Annotated in this window: 18 protein-coding genes; 6 read left to right on the top strand and 12 right to left on the bottom strand. The window is 60.0% G+C overall.

Annotation, left to right across the window (positions count from 1 at the left end):
• The first annotated feature begins 90 nt into the window (after positions 1 to 90).
• Positions 91 to 1,872 (top strand): FimV/HubP family polar landmark protein, encoded by a 1,782-nt coding sequence (locus ACOYXE_RS15035; protein ID WP_460926213.1) that lies wholly within the window; start codon positions 91 to 93, stop codon positions 1,870 to 1,872.
• A 135-nt stretch (positions 1,873 to 2,007) separates the two neighbouring features.
• Here ACOYXE_RS15035 and ACOYXE_RS15030 read toward each other — a convergent pair whose 3' ends face one another.
• Complete coding sequence (locus ACOYXE_RS15030) at positions 2,008 to 4,197, bottom strand: patatin-like phospholipase family protein (protein WP_405122118.1); 2,190 nt, start codon at positions 4,195 to 4,197, stop codon at positions 2,008 to 2,010.
• A 71-nt stretch (positions 4,198 to 4,268) separates the two neighbouring features.
• Between ACOYXE_RS15030 and ACOYXE_RS15025 the strand changes: the two genes are divergently transcribed.
• A complete protein-coding gene (locus ACOYXE_RS15025) occupies positions 4,269 to 4,556 on the top strand; it encodes an Rdx family protein (RefSeq protein WP_016771139.1) in 288 nt (95 codons plus the stop codon).
• Here ACOYXE_RS15025 and ACOYXE_RS15020 read toward each other — a convergent pair.
• Positions 4,550 to 5,443, bottom strand: coding sequence for a DMT family transporter (locus ACOYXE_RS15020; RefSeq protein WP_160056696.1), 894 nt, complete (start codon positions 5,441 to 5,443; stop codon positions 4,550 to 4,552). The two genes, ACOYXE_RS15025 and ACOYXE_RS15020, sit on opposite strands and share 7 nt — an antisense overlap.
• 98 nt (positions 5,444 to 5,541) lie before the next feature.
• Positions 5,542 to 6,306, bottom strand: coding sequence for an AraC family transcriptional regulator (locus ACOYXE_RS15015; protein WP_160056698.1), 765 nt, complete (start codon positions 6,304 to 6,306; stop codon positions 5,542 to 5,544).
• A gap of 135 nt (positions 6,307 to 6,441) precedes the next feature.
• On the opposite strand from ACOYXE_RS15015, the gene ACOYXE_RS15010 reads away from it, so the two are divergent.
• Positions 6,442 to 7,257, top strand: coding sequence for a UDP-2,3-diacylglucosamine diphosphatase (locus ACOYXE_RS15010; RefSeq protein ID WP_007919701.1), 816 nt, complete (start codon positions 6,442 to 6,444; stop codon positions 7,255 to 7,257).
• 116 nt (positions 7,258 to 7,373) lie between these two features.
• Here the strand turns inward: ACOYXE_RS15010 and ACOYXE_RS15005 are convergent, their stop codons facing one another.
• Together ACOYXE_RS15005 and ACOYXE_RS15000 are read right to left on the bottom strand one after the other, a co-directional pair.
• Positions 7,374 to 7,964 carry an HD domain-containing protein gene (locus tag ACOYXE_RS15005; protein ID WP_160056700.1) on the bottom strand — a complete coding sequence of 197 codons (591 nt, stop codon included), beginning with the start codon at positions 7,962 to 7,964 and terminating at the stop codon, positions 7,374 to 7,376.
• A gap of 14 nt (positions 7,965 to 7,978) precedes the next feature.
• Entirely contained in the window at positions 7,979 to 8,290 is a 312-nt protein-coding gene (locus ACOYXE_RS15000; RefSeq protein WP_460926212.1) for an Mpo1-like protein, read from the bottom strand.
• Positions 8,291 to 8,454: 164 nt separating this feature from the next.
• Between ACOYXE_RS15000 and ACOYXE_RS14995 the strand changes: the two genes are divergently transcribed.
• Positions 8,455 to 9,516 (top strand): AraC family transcriptional regulator, encoded by a 1,062-nt coding sequence (locus ACOYXE_RS14995; protein WP_202982146.1) that lies wholly within the window; start codon positions 8,455 to 8,457, stop codon positions 9,514 to 9,516.
• Here the strand turns inward: ACOYXE_RS14995 and ACOYXE_RS14990 are convergent.
• On the bottom strand, positions 9,473 to 10,927 hold the full coding sequence (locus tag ACOYXE_RS14990; protein WP_016984216.1) for a TrkH family potassium uptake protein: 1,455 nt from the start codon (positions 10,925 to 10,927) through the stop codon (positions 9,473 to 9,475). The genes ACOYXE_RS14995 and ACOYXE_RS14990 overlap by 44 nt on opposite strands.
• Positions 10,928 to 11,048: 121 nt before the next feature.
• Between ACOYXE_RS14990 and ACOYXE_RS14985 the strand changes: the two genes are divergently transcribed.
• Positions 11,049 to 11,615: a nitroreductase family protein gene (locus tag ACOYXE_RS14985; RefSeq protein WP_160056704.1), complete on the top strand. Its 567-nt coding sequence runs from the start codon at positions 11,049 to 11,051 to the stop codon at positions 11,613 to 11,615.
• A 314-nt stretch (positions 11,616 to 11,929) separates the two neighbouring features.
• Here ACOYXE_RS14985 and ACOYXE_RS14980 read toward each other — a convergent pair whose 3' ends face one another.
• From ACOYXE_RS14980 to ACOYXE_RS14955, 6 genes are all read right to left on the bottom strand, one after another.
• Positions 11,930 to 13,270, bottom strand: coding sequence for a sensor histidine kinase (locus ACOYXE_RS14980; protein ID WP_460926211.1), 1,341 nt, complete (start codon positions 13,268 to 13,270; stop codon positions 11,930 to 11,932).
• Between the two features lie 168 nt (positions 13,271 to 13,438).
• Positions 13,439 to 13,897, bottom strand: a complete 459-nt coding sequence (locus tag ACOYXE_RS14975) for a Spy/CpxP family protein refolding chaperone (protein ID WP_460926210.1) — start codon at positions 13,895 to 13,897, stop codon at positions 13,439 to 13,441.
• Positions 13,898 to 14,128: 231 nt separating this feature from the next.
• Positions 14,129 to 14,806 carry a response regulator transcription factor gene (locus ACOYXE_RS14970; RefSeq protein WP_095050143.1) on the bottom strand — a complete coding sequence of 226 codons (678 nt, stop codon included), beginning with the start codon at positions 14,804 to 14,806 and terminating at the stop codon, positions 14,129 to 14,131.
• 7 nt (positions 14,807 to 14,813) lie between these two features.
• Positions 14,814 to 15,224 (bottom strand): translation initiation factor 2, encoded by a 411-nt coding sequence (locus ACOYXE_RS14965; RefSeq protein ID WP_460926209.1) that lies wholly within the window; start codon positions 15,222 to 15,224, stop codon positions 14,814 to 14,816.
• Between the two features lie 150 nt (positions 15,225 to 15,374).
• Entirely contained in the window at positions 15,375 to 15,674 is a 300-nt protein-coding gene (locus ACOYXE_RS14960) for a YciI family protein (RefSeq protein WP_160056708.1), read from the bottom strand.
• A gap of 1 nt (position 15,675) precedes the next feature.
• Positions 15,676 to 16,275: a septation protein A gene (locus tag ACOYXE_RS14955; RefSeq protein ID WP_007919675.1), complete on the bottom strand. Its 600-nt coding sequence runs from the start codon at positions 16,273 to 16,275 to the stop codon at positions 15,676 to 15,678.
• Between the two features lie 87 nt (positions 16,276 to 16,362).
• On the opposite strand from ACOYXE_RS14955, the gene ACOYXE_RS14950 reads away from it, so the two are divergent.
• The gene (locus ACOYXE_RS14950) at positions 16,363 to 17,226 is read left to right on the top strand and encodes a PHP domain-containing protein (protein WP_460926207.1); all 864 of its coding nucleotides are present in this window, start codon (positions 16,363 to 16,365) and stop codon (positions 17,224 to 17,226) included.
• Positions 17,227 to 17,238 lie beyond the last annotated feature (12 nt).

The following is a 17,238-nucleotide window of genomic DNA, read 5'->3' as shown; positions in this document are numbered from 1 at the left end:
GAGCCGACTATAAGAACTACTGGGCAATATCGTGTTCGTACCGGATGTGCGAACGCATAGAAGTCGGTTTTGCTTATTTAAGGGATGCTCATGCTCGCAAGTCGGCACGTGGTACTGCGCGGTGGCGCCAAATGGTTGCTGGTCGCCGGTGTTTTCAGCTATTCGGCCTGGTCGATGGCCTTGGGGCTGGGTGATATCACTGTTCATTCAGGCCTCAATCAGCCGCTCAAGGCCGACATTGCGTTGGTCGATGTCGGCGGGCTGACGCAAAACGATCTGGCGGTGCGTCTGGCCACGGCGGATGAATTCGCCGAGGCCGGGGTCGAGCGGGTGTTCTTTCTCAACGACCTCAAGTTCATCCCGATCCTGCATGGCAATCGCCAGATGATCCGGGTGACCTCCAGCAAACCGGTCAACGAACCCTTCCTGAATTTCCTCGTGCAGCTCGATCAGCCCAATGGCCGTTTGCTGCGTGAGTACACGGTGTTGATCGATCCGCCGGGTTCACCGGGTATCGTGCCGGCCACCGATGAGCCGGATCCGCGTGCGCAATCCTCCGCGTTTCCCACTGTCGAGCCTGTCGTGGCGGCGCCACAGGCGCCTCAGGCCAAGCGCGATACCGTGCCAGCACCCACGCAGGCAACTTCGCCCGCCAACGATGCACTGGCCGAACAATTGGCGGCCAGTGTTCTGCTCAATCAGCAACAGCAGAAGACCATTGATGAACTGAGCGCAAAACTGCAGACACAGGATGTGCAGATTGCCGACGGCAAAAAGCAGATCAGTGACCTGCAAACACGCTTGGTCGAGCTGCAGAAAACGCCGCCACCGATCGTGCAAACCCCGGCACCGACTCCTGCGCCGGCTGTGGCGTCAGCGGAATCCAGCAATGACGGTTTGAACTGGCCATTGCTCGGCGGCCTGTTGCTGTTGTTGGGGGTGTTGGCCGGGTTGTTGGTACACCGTCGACGGCAGCAACAGCAACAGCAAGTTGCCGAGCCGCTGCCCCAGTTGCCGCAAGGCAATGAGGTAGACGTCGCTGAGGCAGAGAACGCCGATCCCGTCAGATCCCACGCTTCAGCCGAACACCGGGAAGAGCCGGCGGCTGGCGATGTGCTGGAGGCGGTGGGGATCTATCTGGCCTATGGCCGACTGGGCGAAGCGGCGGGTTTGCTGCGCGATGCCTTGCACAAGGAGCCTGCGCGCAGCGATATCGGTTTGCAGTTGCTTGAAGTCCTGGGGCGCCAGGGTGACAGCGCCGCGTTTGAGCAACAGGAAAGTCATTTGCGTGAGCTGGGCGTTGATGCCCAGACGTTGCAGGATGTTCGCACGCGGCACCCGAAACTGGCGGTTGCGGCACCGTTGGTCGCGGTGCCGCCCATTATTGCAGCGGCCCCGCTTGTCGCTGCTCCACCGGCACCTGAAGATGATTTCGAGCTGAATCTGGGCGAGCTGTCGATGGATTCCAGCTGGGACCTGGAAGACACTCGCCCGACTTCCGATGAGCCGCAGGCAGACACCTCGGCGCTCGGCTCCGGGCTGCAAGTCCTGCCTCAGGATTTCGAATTGCCCGAGCCCGAGTCCAGCGAAGAGGCCGAGTTGGAGTGGATCCCTGAATCGGATGCCGAGCCGCTGGATGAAGATTTTCTCAATGAGTTTGCTGATGCCAAGCCGTCACTGGCGTTGCAACCGCTGGATCTGCAGACACCAGAGCCGGTACATGACGAAAATTCCGGAAAGCTCGAACAGGCGCAGACGTGCATTGATGACGGCGATATCGACAGTGCGGTTGCGTTGCTCAATGAATTGCTCAAGGAAGGGGATGAGCCGTTGAAGCAAACGGCGAGGACGTTGCTGGCGGGGATTCGCTGAACCCCTGATCGATTTGCGGTGGATCCGATACCGCCTTCGCGAGCAGGCTCGCTCCCACATTGGAATGCGTTCCCCTGTGGGAGCGAGCCTGCTCGCGAAGACTGACCTTCAGTCAATATCAATTCCGAATCTGGATCAGAAGGTCTGCCCCAGATTCAGATAAACCGCCTGCTCATTCGCATCATTCAACCCATAACTGAAATTCAACGGCCCCAGCGGTGTGTCAAAACCGATAAACACGCTGGCGGCGTTGATGTAGCCACTGTCGAACTCATTGTCGTTGTTCCACGCCCGTCCACGCTCCAGCGAGGCACCGGCGTACAGCGGAAAATCCAGCGGCAGGTACGAGCGCGGCGTCAGACGGCGGTAATACACCGCGCGCATCAGGCTGATGTTCTGCCCGGAAATCGCGTCTTCACGGAAGCCCGACAACTGCCGCGCACCGCCGAGCAGGAAGCTTGAGGTCACCACGTTGGCATCATCCAGCGTACGCCCGTAGCGCCCGCCGAGTATCAGCGTATCCGGGCCATGGCTCATGGCCTTATCGACTTTAAAGTCCCACTGTCGATAGCGCGTGTCCGACCCCAGGCCCGGTTCAAACTGCGTCAGCGTCAGGCTGACGTCCTTGCCTTCGTGAGGGAAATACACGTTATCCAGCGAGTCGTACGAATACTTCAGCGCGTAGAAGCCTTCGTTGAAGTTTTCACTCGGCAGGTCCTGATCGCCAATCCGCACATCTGCCTTGCCCCAGGCCTCGCCAACACCGAAACGCACTTCGCCGTTGTTGCCGATCTGTCGGCCGAAGTTGAGGCCGAAACCGTAGCGCTCGACGCGATACTGCGCGATCGGGTCGTTGTCGAGTACCGCTTCAACGTTCTGCGCTTCGAACGAGGCGTACGGCGCGACGAAGTAGCGCGAGCCGACGTCCAGCGGTTGATAGAACTCGCTGTACAACTCTTGTTTGTCACCGATTTGCGCCCGAGTCAGCCATTCCGCACCGAGGCGGTTGATGCCATTGATGCGATAACTGGCGCCAAGGTTGAAGGCGCTGTCGCCGCGCATGTCGTCCGACAGATTGAGGCCGACCCGCAAGTAATCGGTGCCGCTGCGTTTGCCCCGGGCACTGATCACCAGTGTGTGATCCTGGCCTTTGTGCACCACGCGGTATTGCACCTGCTCGAAGTAGTCGAGGCCATACAAGGTGCCCATGTCCGAGTGCAATCGAGCCAGATCCAGTGGCTCGCCAATGTGCTGGCGTATGTAGTAGCGGATCACATCGTCGTCGACTTTTGAGTCGTTCTCGACGCGGATCGCGGTGATGATCGGCGTGCGCTGACCCGGCGAACGCGCGGCGTTGAGTTCGGCGTCCTGGGATTCTTTGGGTTTGAGGACGGCGAGGCGTGCGTCGAGGATTCGGGTGGCGCGGTAACCGGCGTCGATCATCTCCTGTGCCTTGCCGAAATCGGTGACACCGAACGCTGCTAGCGCGGGTTGGATCAGCACATCGGAGGATTTCAGCGCGGCCAGTTGTTCTTCAGAGTTACTGCGGGTCATCAGGGTGATCGACTGGTTCAACACATCGACCACGGTGGTCAGTTGCTTGCGGTTGCGCAGTGGTGTGCCGATATCGACAACGATGGCCACGTCGACGCCCATTTCTCGCGCGACATCCAGCGGGATATTGTCAGTCATACCGCCGTCTACCAACAGTCGGCCGTCGAGCTCGACCGGGGCGAACACCGCCGGGATCGACATGCTGGCGCGGATCACCTGGGGCAAGTGACCTTTGCGAAACACCACTTTTTCGCCATTGGAAATATCGGTGGCGACGGCGCGGAACGGGATCGGCAGTTTGTCGAAATCCCGGGTGTCGCTGGTGTGAGCCAGCAGGCTTTCCAGCAACAACGAGAGGTTCTGCCCCTGAATCACACCCAGTGGCAGACCAAGACTGCCGTCGTCACGGAAGCTGAGTTTCTGTTTCACCAGAAAGTCGCGGTCATCCTGTTTGCGTCGAAACGGTACGTCTTCACGCGGCGGGGCGTCGGACAGCGCGGCTTGCCAGTCGATGTTCAGCGCGAGTTTCTCCAGCTCATCGATCTTGTAACCTGAGGCGTACAGACCACCGACCACCGCGCCCATGCTGGTGCCGGCGATCGCATCGATCTTGATGCCTTGCTCTTCCAGCGCCTTGAGCACACCGATATGCGCCAGCCCGCGCGCGGCACCGCCGGACAGCACCAGGCCGACTTTCGGTCGTGACGCCTCACTGGCATGGACAAGCAGGGGAAGGAAACCAAGCATCAGGCAGAACAGCAGACGGCGCATTGTGAGTCTCGGGGCAAGCGTTAAAGCCGGCTATTATAGCGGCGCCCTCTGTCTCAGGAGTTCCAGCGAACATGACTGTCGCAAAAGCAGAAGTTGTCATCACCTATTGCACCCAATGCCAGTGGCTGCTGCGCGCCGCGTGGCTGGCGCAGGAGCTGCTCAGCACCTTTGCCGACGACCTCGGCAAAGTCTCGCTGGTGCCAGGCACCGGCGGGGTATTTCACATCACCTGCGCCGGCGTGCAGATCTGGGAACGCAAGGCCGACGGCGGTTTTCCCGAGGCCAAGGTCTTGAAGCAGCGGGTTCGCGATCAGATCGATCCTGACCGCGATCTTGGTCACAACGACCGCACTCAGTGAGACCCAGCCTCGGCGGCGACGGTTTTCTTGTCGGCATGGCCGGACATCCGCGCTGACACGACGATGGCAACAATGATCAACGCACCGCCGATCAACATCTTCGACGTCGGGTTTTCATTGAACAACAGCCAGGCGACGGTGATGCCGTAGACCGGCTCCAGCGCAAACACTACCGCCGCCGTGCGCGCCTTGATCACCGCCAGACTGGCAACGAACAGGCTGTGCGCGACGCCGGTACAGAACACCCCCAGCAGCGCAATCCACAGCCAGTCGAGTGCGCGCACTTCGCTCAGTTGCGGCGCTGCAACCGGGAGTAGGCACAGCGCCACCACGACGTTTTGGCACAGCGCCGCTTGCACCGCCGGAATCCGCCCGGAGCTGGCGCGGTTAGTTAGTGACAACAGCGAGAACAACAGTCCCGACAGCACCGACCAAAGCAAACCGATGGTCGCGCCGCTGCCCAGGTCGAACGCCGGGGTCACCAGAATCAGGCCGATGCTGACCAACACCACCAGCACAATTTCATTGGCACGGATGCGTTCGCGGAAAATCAGCCCTTCGAGAATCACCGTGAACGCCGGGAAACTGGCAAAGCCCAAGGTTGCGATGGCGACACCGGCGATCTTCACCGACAGGAAGAAACTCACCCAGTGCCCGGCCAGCAACACACCGCTGAGGGCCAGGCGCCGCCAGTCCATAGCCTGAAGTTTCTGCCAGCCGTGCTGTCTGGCAAAACGGGCGAAAAACGCCAGGGCGAGCACGGCGAAAGCCGCGCGACCGAAGACGATCACGGCGGGGGACGCAGCGGCGAGTTTGCCGAACACACCGGTCAGGCCAAACATCAAAGCACCGATATGCAGAGCGCCGAGGGCGGTACGCGGAGTCATTGCAATCCTTCTATCTTAAACGCGATTTCAACTGGAGGAGCAGCCTCCTGCAGCTCCTACATATTGAACCGGGTAACAGCCAGAAGTCTGTCGGCAGGCTATCGTCTTTTGTCGCCGGAATCGCGGCGAAGCTGGCCGGGCGACGAACCGAACTCGCGCAGGACGGCAGCCGAGAAGGCACTCTGCGAGCTGTAGCCGACGCGACTGGCAATCTCGCCAATCGGCAGTGCGGTGTCGCGCAGCAGTTGCACCGCCAGATGCAAGCGTCGACTGCGGATGTAATCCATCGGCGTCTGCCCGCATTCGGCCATGAACCGTGCATGCATGCGGGCATTGGACAATCCGGCGACCCGTGCCAGATCGGCGACTTGCAGCGGATAAGCGGCGTGTTGTTCGATGTGTGCATCCAGCGCGGCATAGGGCAGGCGGCGGGCGGCAACTTCGGCAGGCTGCGAGTGATTAAGACTGGCCAGCAGCAACACTGCGCCTTGTTGCGCGATCAACGGATCGCTCACCGGACTGTTCGCCAGCCAGCTGACCAACTGGTTTTGCCCGGAATCCAGCGACAGGCGCGCGGGCTGATCGAGCAAACGATGACTGGCATCGGCATGCTCGCCCAATGAGTCCGTCACCCACTGCCCATTCGGGATATCCAGCACCAGACAGCGGCTGCCGTCGGGACTGCCGCAGGCATGATGCGCACCGGACGGAATCACCACAAAACTCTGCTGACGCACCTGGCTGCCGCAACCCTCGACCTCGAAATCCAGCGCACCGGACAGCCCGAACACCAATTGCGCGTGGTCGTGGCTGTGGACGATCAGGTCGTGGGTGTACTGACGCAGGGTGAGGATCGGTCGCATGGCAGGTTGTCTCCGAAGTGATCGCCAGTCTACACCGACGCACGCGCAATGCGTTGTCACACGACTGACTCACGCTTGTCATGGTCGATTAACCGGGCAGGCGCACAGTGGCGAAAACATCGCAGAGGGTTGCCCATGACCAGCGCCGAGCTCGCCAGACCCAGTCGCAAACAACGGGTGCGAACCCTGTGGATCTCCGACGTGCATTTGGGCACGCGCGATTGCCAGGCCGAGCACTTGTCGCAATTTCTCAAGGGCTACCATGCCGACAAGATTTATCTGGTCGGCGACATCATTGACGGCTGGAAACTGCGCGGCGGCATGTACTGGCCGCAAGCGCATACCAACGTGATCCGTCGTTTGTTAACCATGAGCAAGCGCGGCACCGAGGTGATCTACGTCACCGGCAACCACGACGAATTCCTGCGGCGATATTCGAAGCTGATCCTGGGCAATATCCAGTTGGTCGACGAGGCGGTGCATGTCACCGCAGACGGTCGGCATCTGCTGGTGATTCACGGCGATCAGTTCGATGTCATCACCCGATATCACCGCTGGCTGGCCTTCCTTGGCGACTCCGCCTACGAATTCACCCTGACCCTCAATCGCTGGCTCAACCACTGGCGGGCGCGCTATGGCTACGGTTACTGGTCGCTGTCGGCGTACCTCAAGCACAAGGTGAAAACGGCGGTGAGTTTCATCAGCGACTTTGAAGAAGCCATTGCCCATGAGTGCGTGAAGCGCGAGTTGCATGGCGTGGTGTGCGGGCACATTCACCACGCCGAGATCCGCAAGGTGGGGGAGGTGGATTACCTCAATTGCGGCGATTGGGTGGAGTCGTGCACGGCGTTGATCGAGCATTGGGATGGCACGATCGAGTTGTATCGGCTGGCGGATGCGCAGGCGCGGGAGGCGGAGCTCAAGGCTGCCAAAGTCGCTGAACTCGCATAATGCTCTGGTGATTGAGAGGGCCTCATCGCGAGCAGGCTCACTCCTACAGGGGTACGCATTTCAACTGTAGGAGTGAGCCTGCTCGCGATGAACCGCGCAGCGGTTCCCGAGGATGATTACGCTGGCGAGAGTTCCTCCATCGCCGCTTTGTAAATCGAGTTCTTCGGCTGCGCAAACAACCGTTCCATCATCGGCTCAAAGAAGCTCAACGGCAGCGTGTCATAGTCAGGATCAAACGCCGCCGCATCGTATTTGGCACAGAACTCGGCGGTCGCCTGAAACTGCGGATGACCGGCGAACTGCTCACGCAGATGCCGATCCATGCCCAGATGATGAAAGAAGTAATACCCCTGAAACACCCCGTGCTTCTCGACCATCCACAGATTTTCGGCACTGACGAACGGCTTGAGAATCGCCGCAGCAATGTCCGGATGGTTATACGAGCCCAGTGTGTCGCCAATGTCATGCAGCAGTGCACAAACCACATATTCTTCGTCGCGGCCATCACGAAAGGCGCGGGTCGCGGTTTGCAGTGAGTGGGTCAGACGATCCACCGGAAAGCCGCCGAAATCGCCTTCCAGCAGTTTCAGGTGAGTCAGGATTCGCGAAGGCAGTTGTTTGGCGTAGGCACTGAAATCCGCAGCGATGATCGCCCAGTCTTCTTGGGTGCCGTCTTTCATATGGGTGAAGCGGGCATTGGCATTCATTGGCTGACCCTCATTCAGAACGCCACGCGACCCAGAATCATGTCGCGGTACATGACGAAGTCGCCGAGCAGGCTGTACAGCGGATGCTGGAAAGTCGCCGGGCGGTTCTTTTCAAAAAAGAAGTGCCCGACCCAGGCAAAACTGTAACCGGCCAGCGGCACCGCCAATAGCAGCAGCCACGCGCCTTTGGCGATGGTCATCGCCAGTATGAAAATCACCAGTGTCGTGCCGATGAAATGCAGGCGCCGACAGGTGCTGTTGCTGTGTTCGCTGAGATAATACGGATAGAACTCAGCGAAGCTGTTGAAATACTTGATGTTTTCCACGACCGCGTTCTCTGTGGTTATTGTTCTGGCGACGAGTTGTTCTGCGGGTAGCTTATTTGAGTCTAGAGTGATCATTGGCGTGGGCCAGTGACAATCGGCGCCACTTTAGTATCCTTCGCAAATCAGGCCGTAACATGCGGCCCCTCATGTAAAAGAAAAACGCCATGAGCGAACGAACGACTTCTGCAAGCTGGGCGATGGGGATTGTCAAAGCATTGGAGATGGACGGCCTGGATTGCCGGGTTCTGTTCAAGCAGCTGGGGCTTGATTACACGGCTCTGGATGATCCGGATGCGCGCTTCCCGCAAGATTCCATGACCCGCCTCTGGCAACGGGCAGTCGAGCTGTCCGGCAACCCGGCGATTGGCCTGAACATGGGCAAGGTGGTGCGACCGGCGTCGTTTCATGTCGCCGGCTATGCACTGATGTCGAGCAATACCCTGGCCGAAGGCTTCCAGCGACTGGTGCGTTATCAGCGCATCATCGCCGAGAGCGCCGATCTGAGTTTTCGGTTACTTGATGAAGGTTATGCGCTGATTCTGACGGTGCACGGCGATCATCTGCCGCCGACCCGGCAAAGTGCCGAAGCCTCGCTGGCCTGTGCACTGGGCCTGTGTGGCTGGTTGAGCGGGCGTACCCTGCATCCGGTCAAAGTCTTGGTGCAGGGCGCTGAGCCGGATGACCTGGAACCCTATAAACAAGCTTTCCACGCACCGCTGATGTTCAACGCGCCCTACGATGCGCTGATCTTCGAGCGTGCCGACATGGAAGCACCGCTGCCCACCGCCAACGAAGCCATGGCGCTGTTGCATGACCGCTTTGCCGGGGAGTATCTGGCACGGTTTTCCGAAAGCCGCGTGACCCACAAGGCTCGACAGGTGCTGTGCCGGTTGCTGCCACAAGGCGAGCCAAAGCGCGATACCGTGGCGCAAACCCTGCATTTATCGCAGCGTACCTTGCAGCGGCGCTTGCAGGAGGAGGGCACCAGTTTTCAACAGTTGCTCGATGACACCCGCCGTGAACTGGCCGAGCAGTATCTGGCGCAGCCGAGCATGACCTTGCTGGAAATCGCTTATCTGTTGGGCTTCGCCGATCCGAGCAACTTCTTTCGCGCGTTCCGCCGCTGGTTCGACACCACGCCCGGTGACTACCGGACGCGGTTGTTGCAGGCGCCGGCTGCGGTCAGTGACGCCAAAAGGCCGGAATACACAGCACAAACACCGTAATGATCTCCAGTCGACCGAGCAGCATGCCGAACGACAGGATCCACTTGGCCGCATCGGGAAGGGTGGCGAAGTTGCCCGCCGGGCCAATGGTTTCGCCAAGGCCCGGGCCGACACCGGACACGGTGCTGGCGGCACCGGTCAGTGCGGTCATCCAGTCGACACCGAGCAGCGACAGCAGCAGGGCGATCACGCAGATGGTGATGGCGAAGAAGAACGAAAACGTCAGAATCGAACGGACGATCTCTTCGTCGAGGCGGTGACCGTTGTACTTCTGCTTGATCACCGCGCGCGGGTGAATCAGCTGATTAAGGTTGGCCTTGAGCAGGATGTAGGCGACCTGGAAACGGAAAATCTTGATCCCGCCCGCTGTCGAACCGGAACAGCCGCCGACAAAGCCCAGATAGAAAAACAGCATCAGCGAGAAGTTGCCCCACAGGCTGTAGTCGCCGAGGGCGAAACCGGTGGTGGTGACTACCGAGGTCACGTTCAGTGCGACGTGGCGTAGCGCATCGAGCCAATGCAGATTGGTCGTCCACCAGTACCAGGTGCCGAGCACCAGCCAGGTCACCAGCAACATGCCGAGCAAACCCTGCACCTGCTGATCCTTGATCAACGCCTTGCGGTTGCCGCGCAGCGTCGCCACGTACAGGGTGAACGGCAGGCTGCCGAGAATCATGATGACCACCGCAACCCAGTGCACCGCCGGTTGCGTCCACTTGGCCAGCGACTGATCGGAGGTCGAGAACCCGCCGGTGGAAATCGCTGACATCGCGTGGTTGATCGCATCGAACGGGCTCATCCCGGCCCACCAGAACGCCAGGCTGCCAAGAATGGTGATGCCGACATACGCCGCGACGATCAGCCGCGCCACCATGTGCGAACGCGGCATGACCTTTTCCGAGCGGTCCGAGGATTCGGTCTGGAACAGGCGCATGCCACCGATGCGCAGCAGCGGCAGAATTGCCACCGCCATACCGATAAAGCCGATGCCGCCGATCCAGTGCAGCAACGAGCGCCACATCAGGATGCCCGGCGACATGTCGTCGAGATGATTGAGCACGGTCGAGCCGGTGGCGGTAATGCCCGACATACTTTCGAAGAACGAGTCGGTGTAGCTGATGTGCTGAGTCAGCAAGAATGGCAGCGCGGCAAAAATGCACACCACCAGCCAACTGCTGACCGTCAGCAGGTACATGTCGCGCGGGCGCAGATGAATGTGTTCGGGCCGGCCGGGAATCACCAGCGCGAGGCCGGCGACGAAGGTGATCATGCTCGCCCAGAGGAACGACGGCAGGTCGCTGGTGCGTTCAAAAATCACCAGGGTGGCCATCGGCACGACCATGGCCACGGCCAGGGTGATCAGGAAGATGCCGATGATGAAACCAATGATCCGTAAGGTCGGCAACGCCATGAAGTCCGCTCGGGCTGATGTGGGAAGGGCGCCATTCTACCCGTGGGGCAGGGCATGTAAACCGGCATCCTGTTGGCAGATAAAGCTAGAATAGCCGCACATATTTTTCAGGAGGTGGCCGATGCAGGCTCTCGACGCGTTGCTCAACCGTGTTTCCGTTCCACGACTGGTCGAACCGGCCCCCACTGCCGAGCAGCGCGAAGCTCTGTTTGGTGCCGCATTGCGCGCGCCGGATCACGGGCATTTGCAGCCGTATCGCTTTCTGACCGTCGAAGGCGCAGCGCGCGAGCAGATGGGCGAGTTGTTGGCCGAAGCGGCGCAAATGCAGGAAGGCGAGGTCACCGAAGCGATGATCGACAAGGCCCGTAACGGTCCGCTGCGTGCACCGCTGGTGGTGGTAGTGATCGCCAGATTGCAGGAACACGTTAAATATCCTAAGGCCGAGCAGTTGCTCGCGGCCGGGTGTGCGGCGCACGGGATTTTGCTGGCGGCGTATGCGCAGGGGATTGGTGCGGTTTGGCGTACGGGGGATTTGGCTTATTCGCAGCATGTGGCTAAAGGCTTGGGGCTGGCGGAGGGTGAAGAGGTGATTGCGTTTCTTTACCTTGGCACGCCGCAGAAGGAGCCTCGCGTAGCTGAAAAGGTCGACCTGACCGAGTTCGTTAGTGTCTGGCCTGGTAAAGCCTGAAGATCAAAAGCCCCTCACCCTAGCCCTCTCCCGGAGGGAGAGGGGACTGATTTGGGGGATGCTGTAGAGGTACGCCGACCTGAAAGTGCTCGGCTGAATCCAGAGTCGATAACGGTTCCGATGCATTTCGAGCTCGGAGTCGATAACGGTTCCGATGCATTTCGAACCCAGAGTCGGCGACGATTCACGTGCCTTCCGGGCCCATAATCAACTCGGTTCTTCAGGTCGATGTAGGGCGCAAGACACCTCGGTCGGCCCCCTCTCCCTCCGGGAGAGGGCTGGGGTGAGGGGCTTTTCTGGGGTGAGGGTGGCTTTTAGGGTTGCACCACCGCTCCCGGCACGAGCGGCAATTCCAGACTGGCAATAAACCCGCCCTGCGGATGATTGGCCAGCGTCAAACTCCCACCATGGCGCTCCGCCGCCCTTCGTGCAATCGCCAGGCCCAGACCATGTCCCGCCGCCGTCTGCCCCGGTGCCCGGTAAAACGGCTCGCCCAGCTGACTCAAATGTTCCGCCTGCACCCCCGGCCCATGGTCGCGCACGCTGACGATAATTTTCTCGCCCTGACGCGAAGCCTGCATTTCAATCGCCTGACCTTCAGGGTTGAAGCGCTGGGCATTGCGCAACAAGTTATCGACGGCGCGCTCGATCATGGTCGGCCAACCCTTCAGGTTCAGCTGCGGTTCGGCATCAAGACGCACGATCTGCTCGGGCGATGCAAGTTTCGCATCCTTCTGCAACGTGCCGAGCAAGGCATTCAGATCCACCTCTTCAGCACTGGCATTGTCAGCATCGACTCGCGCCAGCACCAGAATTTCACTGATCAAAGCTTCCAGCCGATCGCACTCGCGGGTCAGTCGTGGCCAGAGTTTCTCGCGTTCTTCGGGGTTGGCCCGTTCCGCCAGCGCCAAGGCAATGCGCAGCCGCGCCAACGGTGAGCGCAATTCGTGAGACACGTCGCGCAACAGCTGCCGTTGGCTGCCAATCAGGCTCTGCAGACGCGCCCCCATGCGATTGAAGTCATTAGCCAGTACACCAAATTCATCGCGACGGTTAGCCAGTTTCGCCAAGCTGTTCTGCTGATAAGTCGTCTGCCCGAGATCATGCACTGCGCCGCGCAAACGGCTGAGCGGGCGGGTGATGGAGAAGGTCACCAACAGACTGAACAAGGTCAGCACCACCAACGCGATGCCCAGTGCACTCAGCGGCCAGAGCAGGCTTTCGCGGTGCCAGGCGTCGAGTTCCGGGTGCGGGATGCGGTAGATGAACAGGTAGGTGTCACCGGTTTTTTCACTGGTGAATTCGTCGGTCAAACGTCGCCATGGCAGACGTCGGTCATCGTTGTTCTGCCGCGCTTCGAAGGCGGCGGCGCGGCGCGGGAACGTCCCACGCACCAGCGGATCGCCGCTTTCGTTGAGCACTTGGACGTCGATGTGATATTGGCGTTTGCGCTGTTCGAGGATGTCCTGGGCGGCTTCTTCGCCCTGGGCTTCGTAGGTTTGCGTCCATTCGCCGGCGAGGCTGTTGAGGCCCGGATGGCGGCTGAGGATCCACGCGTCCTGGTTGAGCATGTGCCCGAGCAGAATGGACAACCCGGCCACCAGCGCGATGGCCAGCCAGAAGCTCGCGAGAATACGCCAGAACAATGAACGCACAGAAAATCCTCAATCAAACACAAATCCCTGTAGGAACTGCCGAAGGCTGCGATCTTTTGACTTTGTTTTTTAAGATCAAGATCAAAAGATCGCAGCCTTCGGCAGCTCCTACAGGTTCCGGGTTGCAAAAGACCCGACGGGTTAACCGTCGGGTCCGGGGTCAGAACATTATTGCGCTTTTTGCGCCTGTTGCGCTTTCCACGCCTTGAACTCGGCCCATTCGGCGCGACGCTCGGCCTGTTTCTTCTGGATCTCGTCGAATTTCTTCTGTTGATCCGGTTTCAACACGGCGCGCACATCGGTCTCGGCTTTCTTGTGGTTGGCGGCCATCTCGTCTTTCATGGCTTTCTGGTCAGCCGGCGAGAGTTTTTCCAGGTACTTGTCGACCACTTGCTTACGCTCGTGCATCTGCTCGCCCATGATCTTGCGGATCTGCTCGCGCTGTTCACGAGACAGGTCGAGTTGGCTGTACGGGCCTTTGCCGTGCATGCCGTGCATGCCGTGCATCTGACCGCCGTGGCGTGGGCCGTCAAGCGGGCCACCCATCGGGCCGCCGTCTTGCGGCATGGCCATGGCGACGGTTGGCAGAGCGGCAGCGAACATCAGAGCGATAAGAGTCTTGCGCATGGTGTATCTCCTTGTCTCGTTCCCGGTACGTTCCGGATGAGTACAGATTACGGAGATCAAGGTCAGCGGCGGTCAGCACAGCGTAAAGCTTCGGTAAAGACGCTTCGGGTCCAACCTTACACATGCCCTGTGTAGGAGCTGCCGAAGGCTGCGATCTTTTGATCTTGTTTTTAAAAGACAGATCAAAAGATCGCAGCCTTCGGCAGCTCCTACAGTGGGAATGGGCGCGGTTCAGAGGCTATAGAAGTAACCGCGGCTACGCAGAGCGACGATGCGCGGGCGGCCGTCGGGGTGCGGGCCGATCTTTTTGCGCAGATTGCTGACGTGCATGTCGAGGCTGCGGTCGTACAGGGTCAGCTTGCGACCGAGGGCGATCTGCGCCAGTTCCTGTTTGTCCAGCGGCTCGCCCGGCTGTTTTAGCAGCGCTTCGAGCAGACGGCTTTCGGAAACAGTGAGGGTCAGTTCTTTCTCGTCGATGCTGACCACGCCGCGCACCGGGCTGAAACTCAGATCGCCCAGCTCAAGCTGAGTCGACACCGCCGCCGGATGGCTGCGGCGCAGTACAGCGCGCAGACGTGCGGTCAACTCGCGCGGATCGCACGGTTTGGCCAGATAATCGTCGGCGCCCAGTTCCAGGCCAAGTATACGATCCAGCGGCTCGCCGCGGGCCGAGAGCATCAGCACCGGCAGATCAGCGTGATCGTTGCGCAGTTGCTTGAGCAGTTCCAGACCGCTGCCGTCGGGCAGCATCACGTCCAGCACCACCGCCGCCGGGGCCGTTTCAGCCAGTGCCTTGCGGGCGCTCTGGCCATCGTGGCAGGCACGCACATGGAAGCCTTCCTGGCTCAGCCAGCTACTCAGGAGTTCGCACAACTCCTGGTCATCATCAATCAGTAACAGCTCGCTCATGACTCACTCAATTTAGCCATTGCCGACGTTTTCGGCTTGCTCCACTGGCAAAGATACCGCAGAGCAGCGCCAATAGCGCTACTCCGGCGCCCGTGACGAACCACTGCTGCTGATCGGTCAGCAGACGCGGCAGCGGGCTGGCCTGGGCTTCCTTGAGTTGCAGCTTGAGACGCTGGTTCTCCTGGCGCAACCGGGCAAGCTGGGCACTTTCGCGGGTGTTGTCGGCATTTTGCAGTTGTTTGCTCAATTCTTCCCGTTGCTGCTCGCTGGCCTTGAGGCGCTGTTGCAACTCGGTGATCTGGCTGCCGGCGCTTAACGACAATGGCATGGAGCTGCCGCCTTCGGTGGTTTCCTCACCATGGGCGGGTGCCATGATCGACAACGTGACCAACATCAGACACAACGGACCCTTGCGCATCGCGACACCTGTTTCCAAATGGATATTGGGCAGGTTGTCGGCAGGCAAACGAGAATAATGAGCGATTGAGAGCAGCAAGAACCAGGAAGGTTCAGTGTCAGCGGCAATGTCGCGGGTGATGAGGGGAGAAATCCCCTCATCACCGGACTTTCAAGGCAGGACTTGTTTGAACGGTTTCACGAGCACATTGGCGTAAACGCCAGCGGCAATATACGGATCGGCATCTGCCCACGCTTGCGCTGCACTCAGCGAATCGAATTCGGCGACGATCAGGCTGCCGGTGAAACCCGCTTCGCCCGGATCATTGCTGTCGACGGCCGGGTGTGGGCCGGCCAATACGATGCGGCCTTCGCCCTTGAGCGCTTGCAGGCGTTCCAGATGCGCAGGACGCGCGGTCAGGCGTGCTTCGAGCGAGTTGGCGACGTCGGTGGCAATGATTGCGTAGAGCATGTCAGTCCTCGGTTTTTGGTGTTGTTGTGGTATCGGCATCGTGCAGGTGGCGCGACAGGTAAATGCCCTGTGCGACCAGGAACACCAGAGTCATGCCCAGGCTGCCGAACACCTTGAAGTCCACCCAGTAGCTCTGGAAGGTGAAGGCGACGAACAGGTTGGCAGCGCCGCAGAACAGGAAAAAGGCGATCCAGGCGATGTTCAGGCGGGTCCAGACCGGATCCGGCAGGGTCAGCGCGTGGCCCATGATGCGTTTGATCAGCAGACGGTCACCGATGAAGTGACTGCCGATGAAGGCGACGGCGAACAGCCAGTTGACCACCGGCGCTTTCCATTTCAGGAAGGTCTCGCTATGGAAAGCCAGTGTCAGGCTGCCGAACACCAGGCAGGCGATCAGGGTCAGCCATTGGCTCTTTTCCAGCTTGCGCTGTTTGATGAACAACGCGCCATACACCACCAGGGAACTGATGATCAGCATCGCCGTGGCGCTGTAAATACCGCCTACAGTCACTTCATGGCCAGCGATGTCGACGACCCGTGGATCAAGTTTGTAAACGATGAAGAACAGCAGAAGCGGGATGAAATCGATGAATTGTTTCACAGTGAGAGCCAGAAGCTGGATGTGGCGGCATAATAACAAACATATGGGCGCGCGATAGCGCCAGCTGATTTGAGGTTACAACTCCCCGTGAATGTTGATTTGCACTGCCATAGCACGGCCTCCGATGGCGCCCTGGCGCCTGCGGTTCTGGTTGCGCGTGCGTTCGAGAACGGCGTGCGAGTCCTGGCGTTGACCGACCACGACACCCTCGAAGGCCTAGCCGAAGCGCGCGTGGCTGCCAATGAGTTGGGCATGCAACTGGTCAACGGCGTCGAATTGTCCTGTACGTGGGGCGGCGCGACCATTCATGTGTTGGGCTACGGTTTTGATGTCAATGCCGCGCCGTTGGTCGAGGCAATTGCCAAATTGCACGATGGCCGCTGGCTGCGGTCGGAAGAAATAAGCCGCAAGCTCGCCCTCAAGGGCATGCCCGGTGCCCTCGAAGGCGCCCGGCAGGTTCAGCAGGAACTGGGCGACAGCGGCAACGCCCCGGCCCGTCCGCATTTCGCCGACTGGATGGTGCGTGAAGGTTTTGTAATGGATCGCGCCGAAGCCTTCCGCAAATGGCTCGGCGCCGGCAAGCTGGGTGACGTCAAGTTGCACTGGCCGACGCTGGAAGACACCGTTGGCACACTGCGCGCCGCCGGGGCCTGGGTCAGCCTGGCGCATCCGTGGCACTACGATTTCACCCGCAGCAAGCGCCGGAAGCTGATTGCCGACTATATTCAAGCAGGCGGGCATGCGATCGAGGTGGTCAATGGCTATCAGCCTGCGGAACAGGTGGGCAGCCTGGCAATCCTTGCCCGTGAGTTCGGTCTGCTGGTCAGCGCCGGCAGTGACTTCCATGGCCCTGGCGGCTGGTCCGAGATCGGCCAGTACCGGCCGGTTCCCGAGGACCTTCCACCCCTGTGGTGTCGGTTCAAACATGACACAGATATTGCCGCCGTCTGAACAGGTAGAGAA

It is taken from the genome of Pseudomonas sp. MC6 (genome assembly GCF_054790575.1).
The sequence above is the reverse complement of the archived record's forward strand: the minus strand, read 5'-3'. Positions and strand labels throughout refer to the sequence as shown.

Bases quoted from the DNA above. Each gene is read 5' to 3' on its own strand.
- ACOYXE_RS14985 (WP_160056704.1), top strand. From the start codon at position 11,049: ATGCAGGCTCTCGACGCGTTGCTCAACCGTGTTTCCGTTCCACGACTG.
- ACOYXE_RS15005 (WP_160056700.1), bottom strand. From the start codon at position 7,964: ATGAATGCCAATGCCCGCTTCACCCATATGAAAGACGGCACCCAAGAA.
- ACOYXE_RS15020 (WP_160056696.1), bottom strand. From the start codon at position 5,443: ATGACTCCGCGTACCGCCCTCGGCGCTCTGCATATCGGTGCTTTGATG.
- ACOYXE_RS15015 (WP_160056698.1), bottom strand. From the start codon at position 6,306: ATGCGACCGATCCTCACCCTGCGTCAGTACACCCACGACCTGATCGTC.
- ACOYXE_RS15025 (WP_016771139.1), top strand. From the start codon at position 4,269: ATGACTGTCGCAAAAGCAGAAGTTGTCATCACCTATTGCACCCAATGC.
- ACOYXE_RS14975 (WP_460926210.1), bottom strand. From the start codon at position 13,897: ATGCGCAAGACTCTTATCGCTCTGATGTTCGCTGCCGCTCTGCCAACC.
- ACOYXE_RS15010 (WP_007919701.1), top strand. From the start codon at position 6,442: ATGACCAGCGCCGAGCTCGCCAGACCCAGTCGCAAACAACGGGTGCGA.
- ACOYXE_RS14995 (WP_202982146.1), top strand. From the start codon at position 8,455: ATGAGCGAACGAACGACTTCTGCAAGCTGGGCGATGGGGATTGTCAAA.
- ACOYXE_RS14970 (WP_095050143.1), bottom strand. From the start codon at position 14,806: ATGAGCGAGCTGTTACTGATTGATGATGACCAGGAGTTGTGCGAACTC.
- ACOYXE_RS14990 (WP_016984216.1), bottom strand. From the start codon at position 10,927: ATGGCGTTGCCGACCTTACGGATCATTGGTTTCATCATCGGCATCTTC.
- ACOYXE_RS14965 (WP_460926209.1), bottom strand. From the start codon at position 15,224: ATGCGCAAGGGTCCGTTGTGTCTGATGTTGGTCACGTTGTCGATCATG.
- ACOYXE_RS14960 (WP_160056708.1), bottom strand. From the start codon at position 15,674: ATGCTCTACGCAATCATTGCCACCGACGTCGCCAACTCGCTCGAAGCA.
- ACOYXE_RS15030 (WP_405122118.1), bottom strand. From the start codon at position 4,197: ATGCGCCGTCTGCTGTTCTGCCTGATGCTTGGTTTCCTTCCCCTGCTT.
- ACOYXE_RS15035 (WP_460926213.1), top strand. From the start codon at position 91: ATGCTCGCAAGTCGGCACGTGGTACTGCGCGGTGGCGCCAAATGGTTG.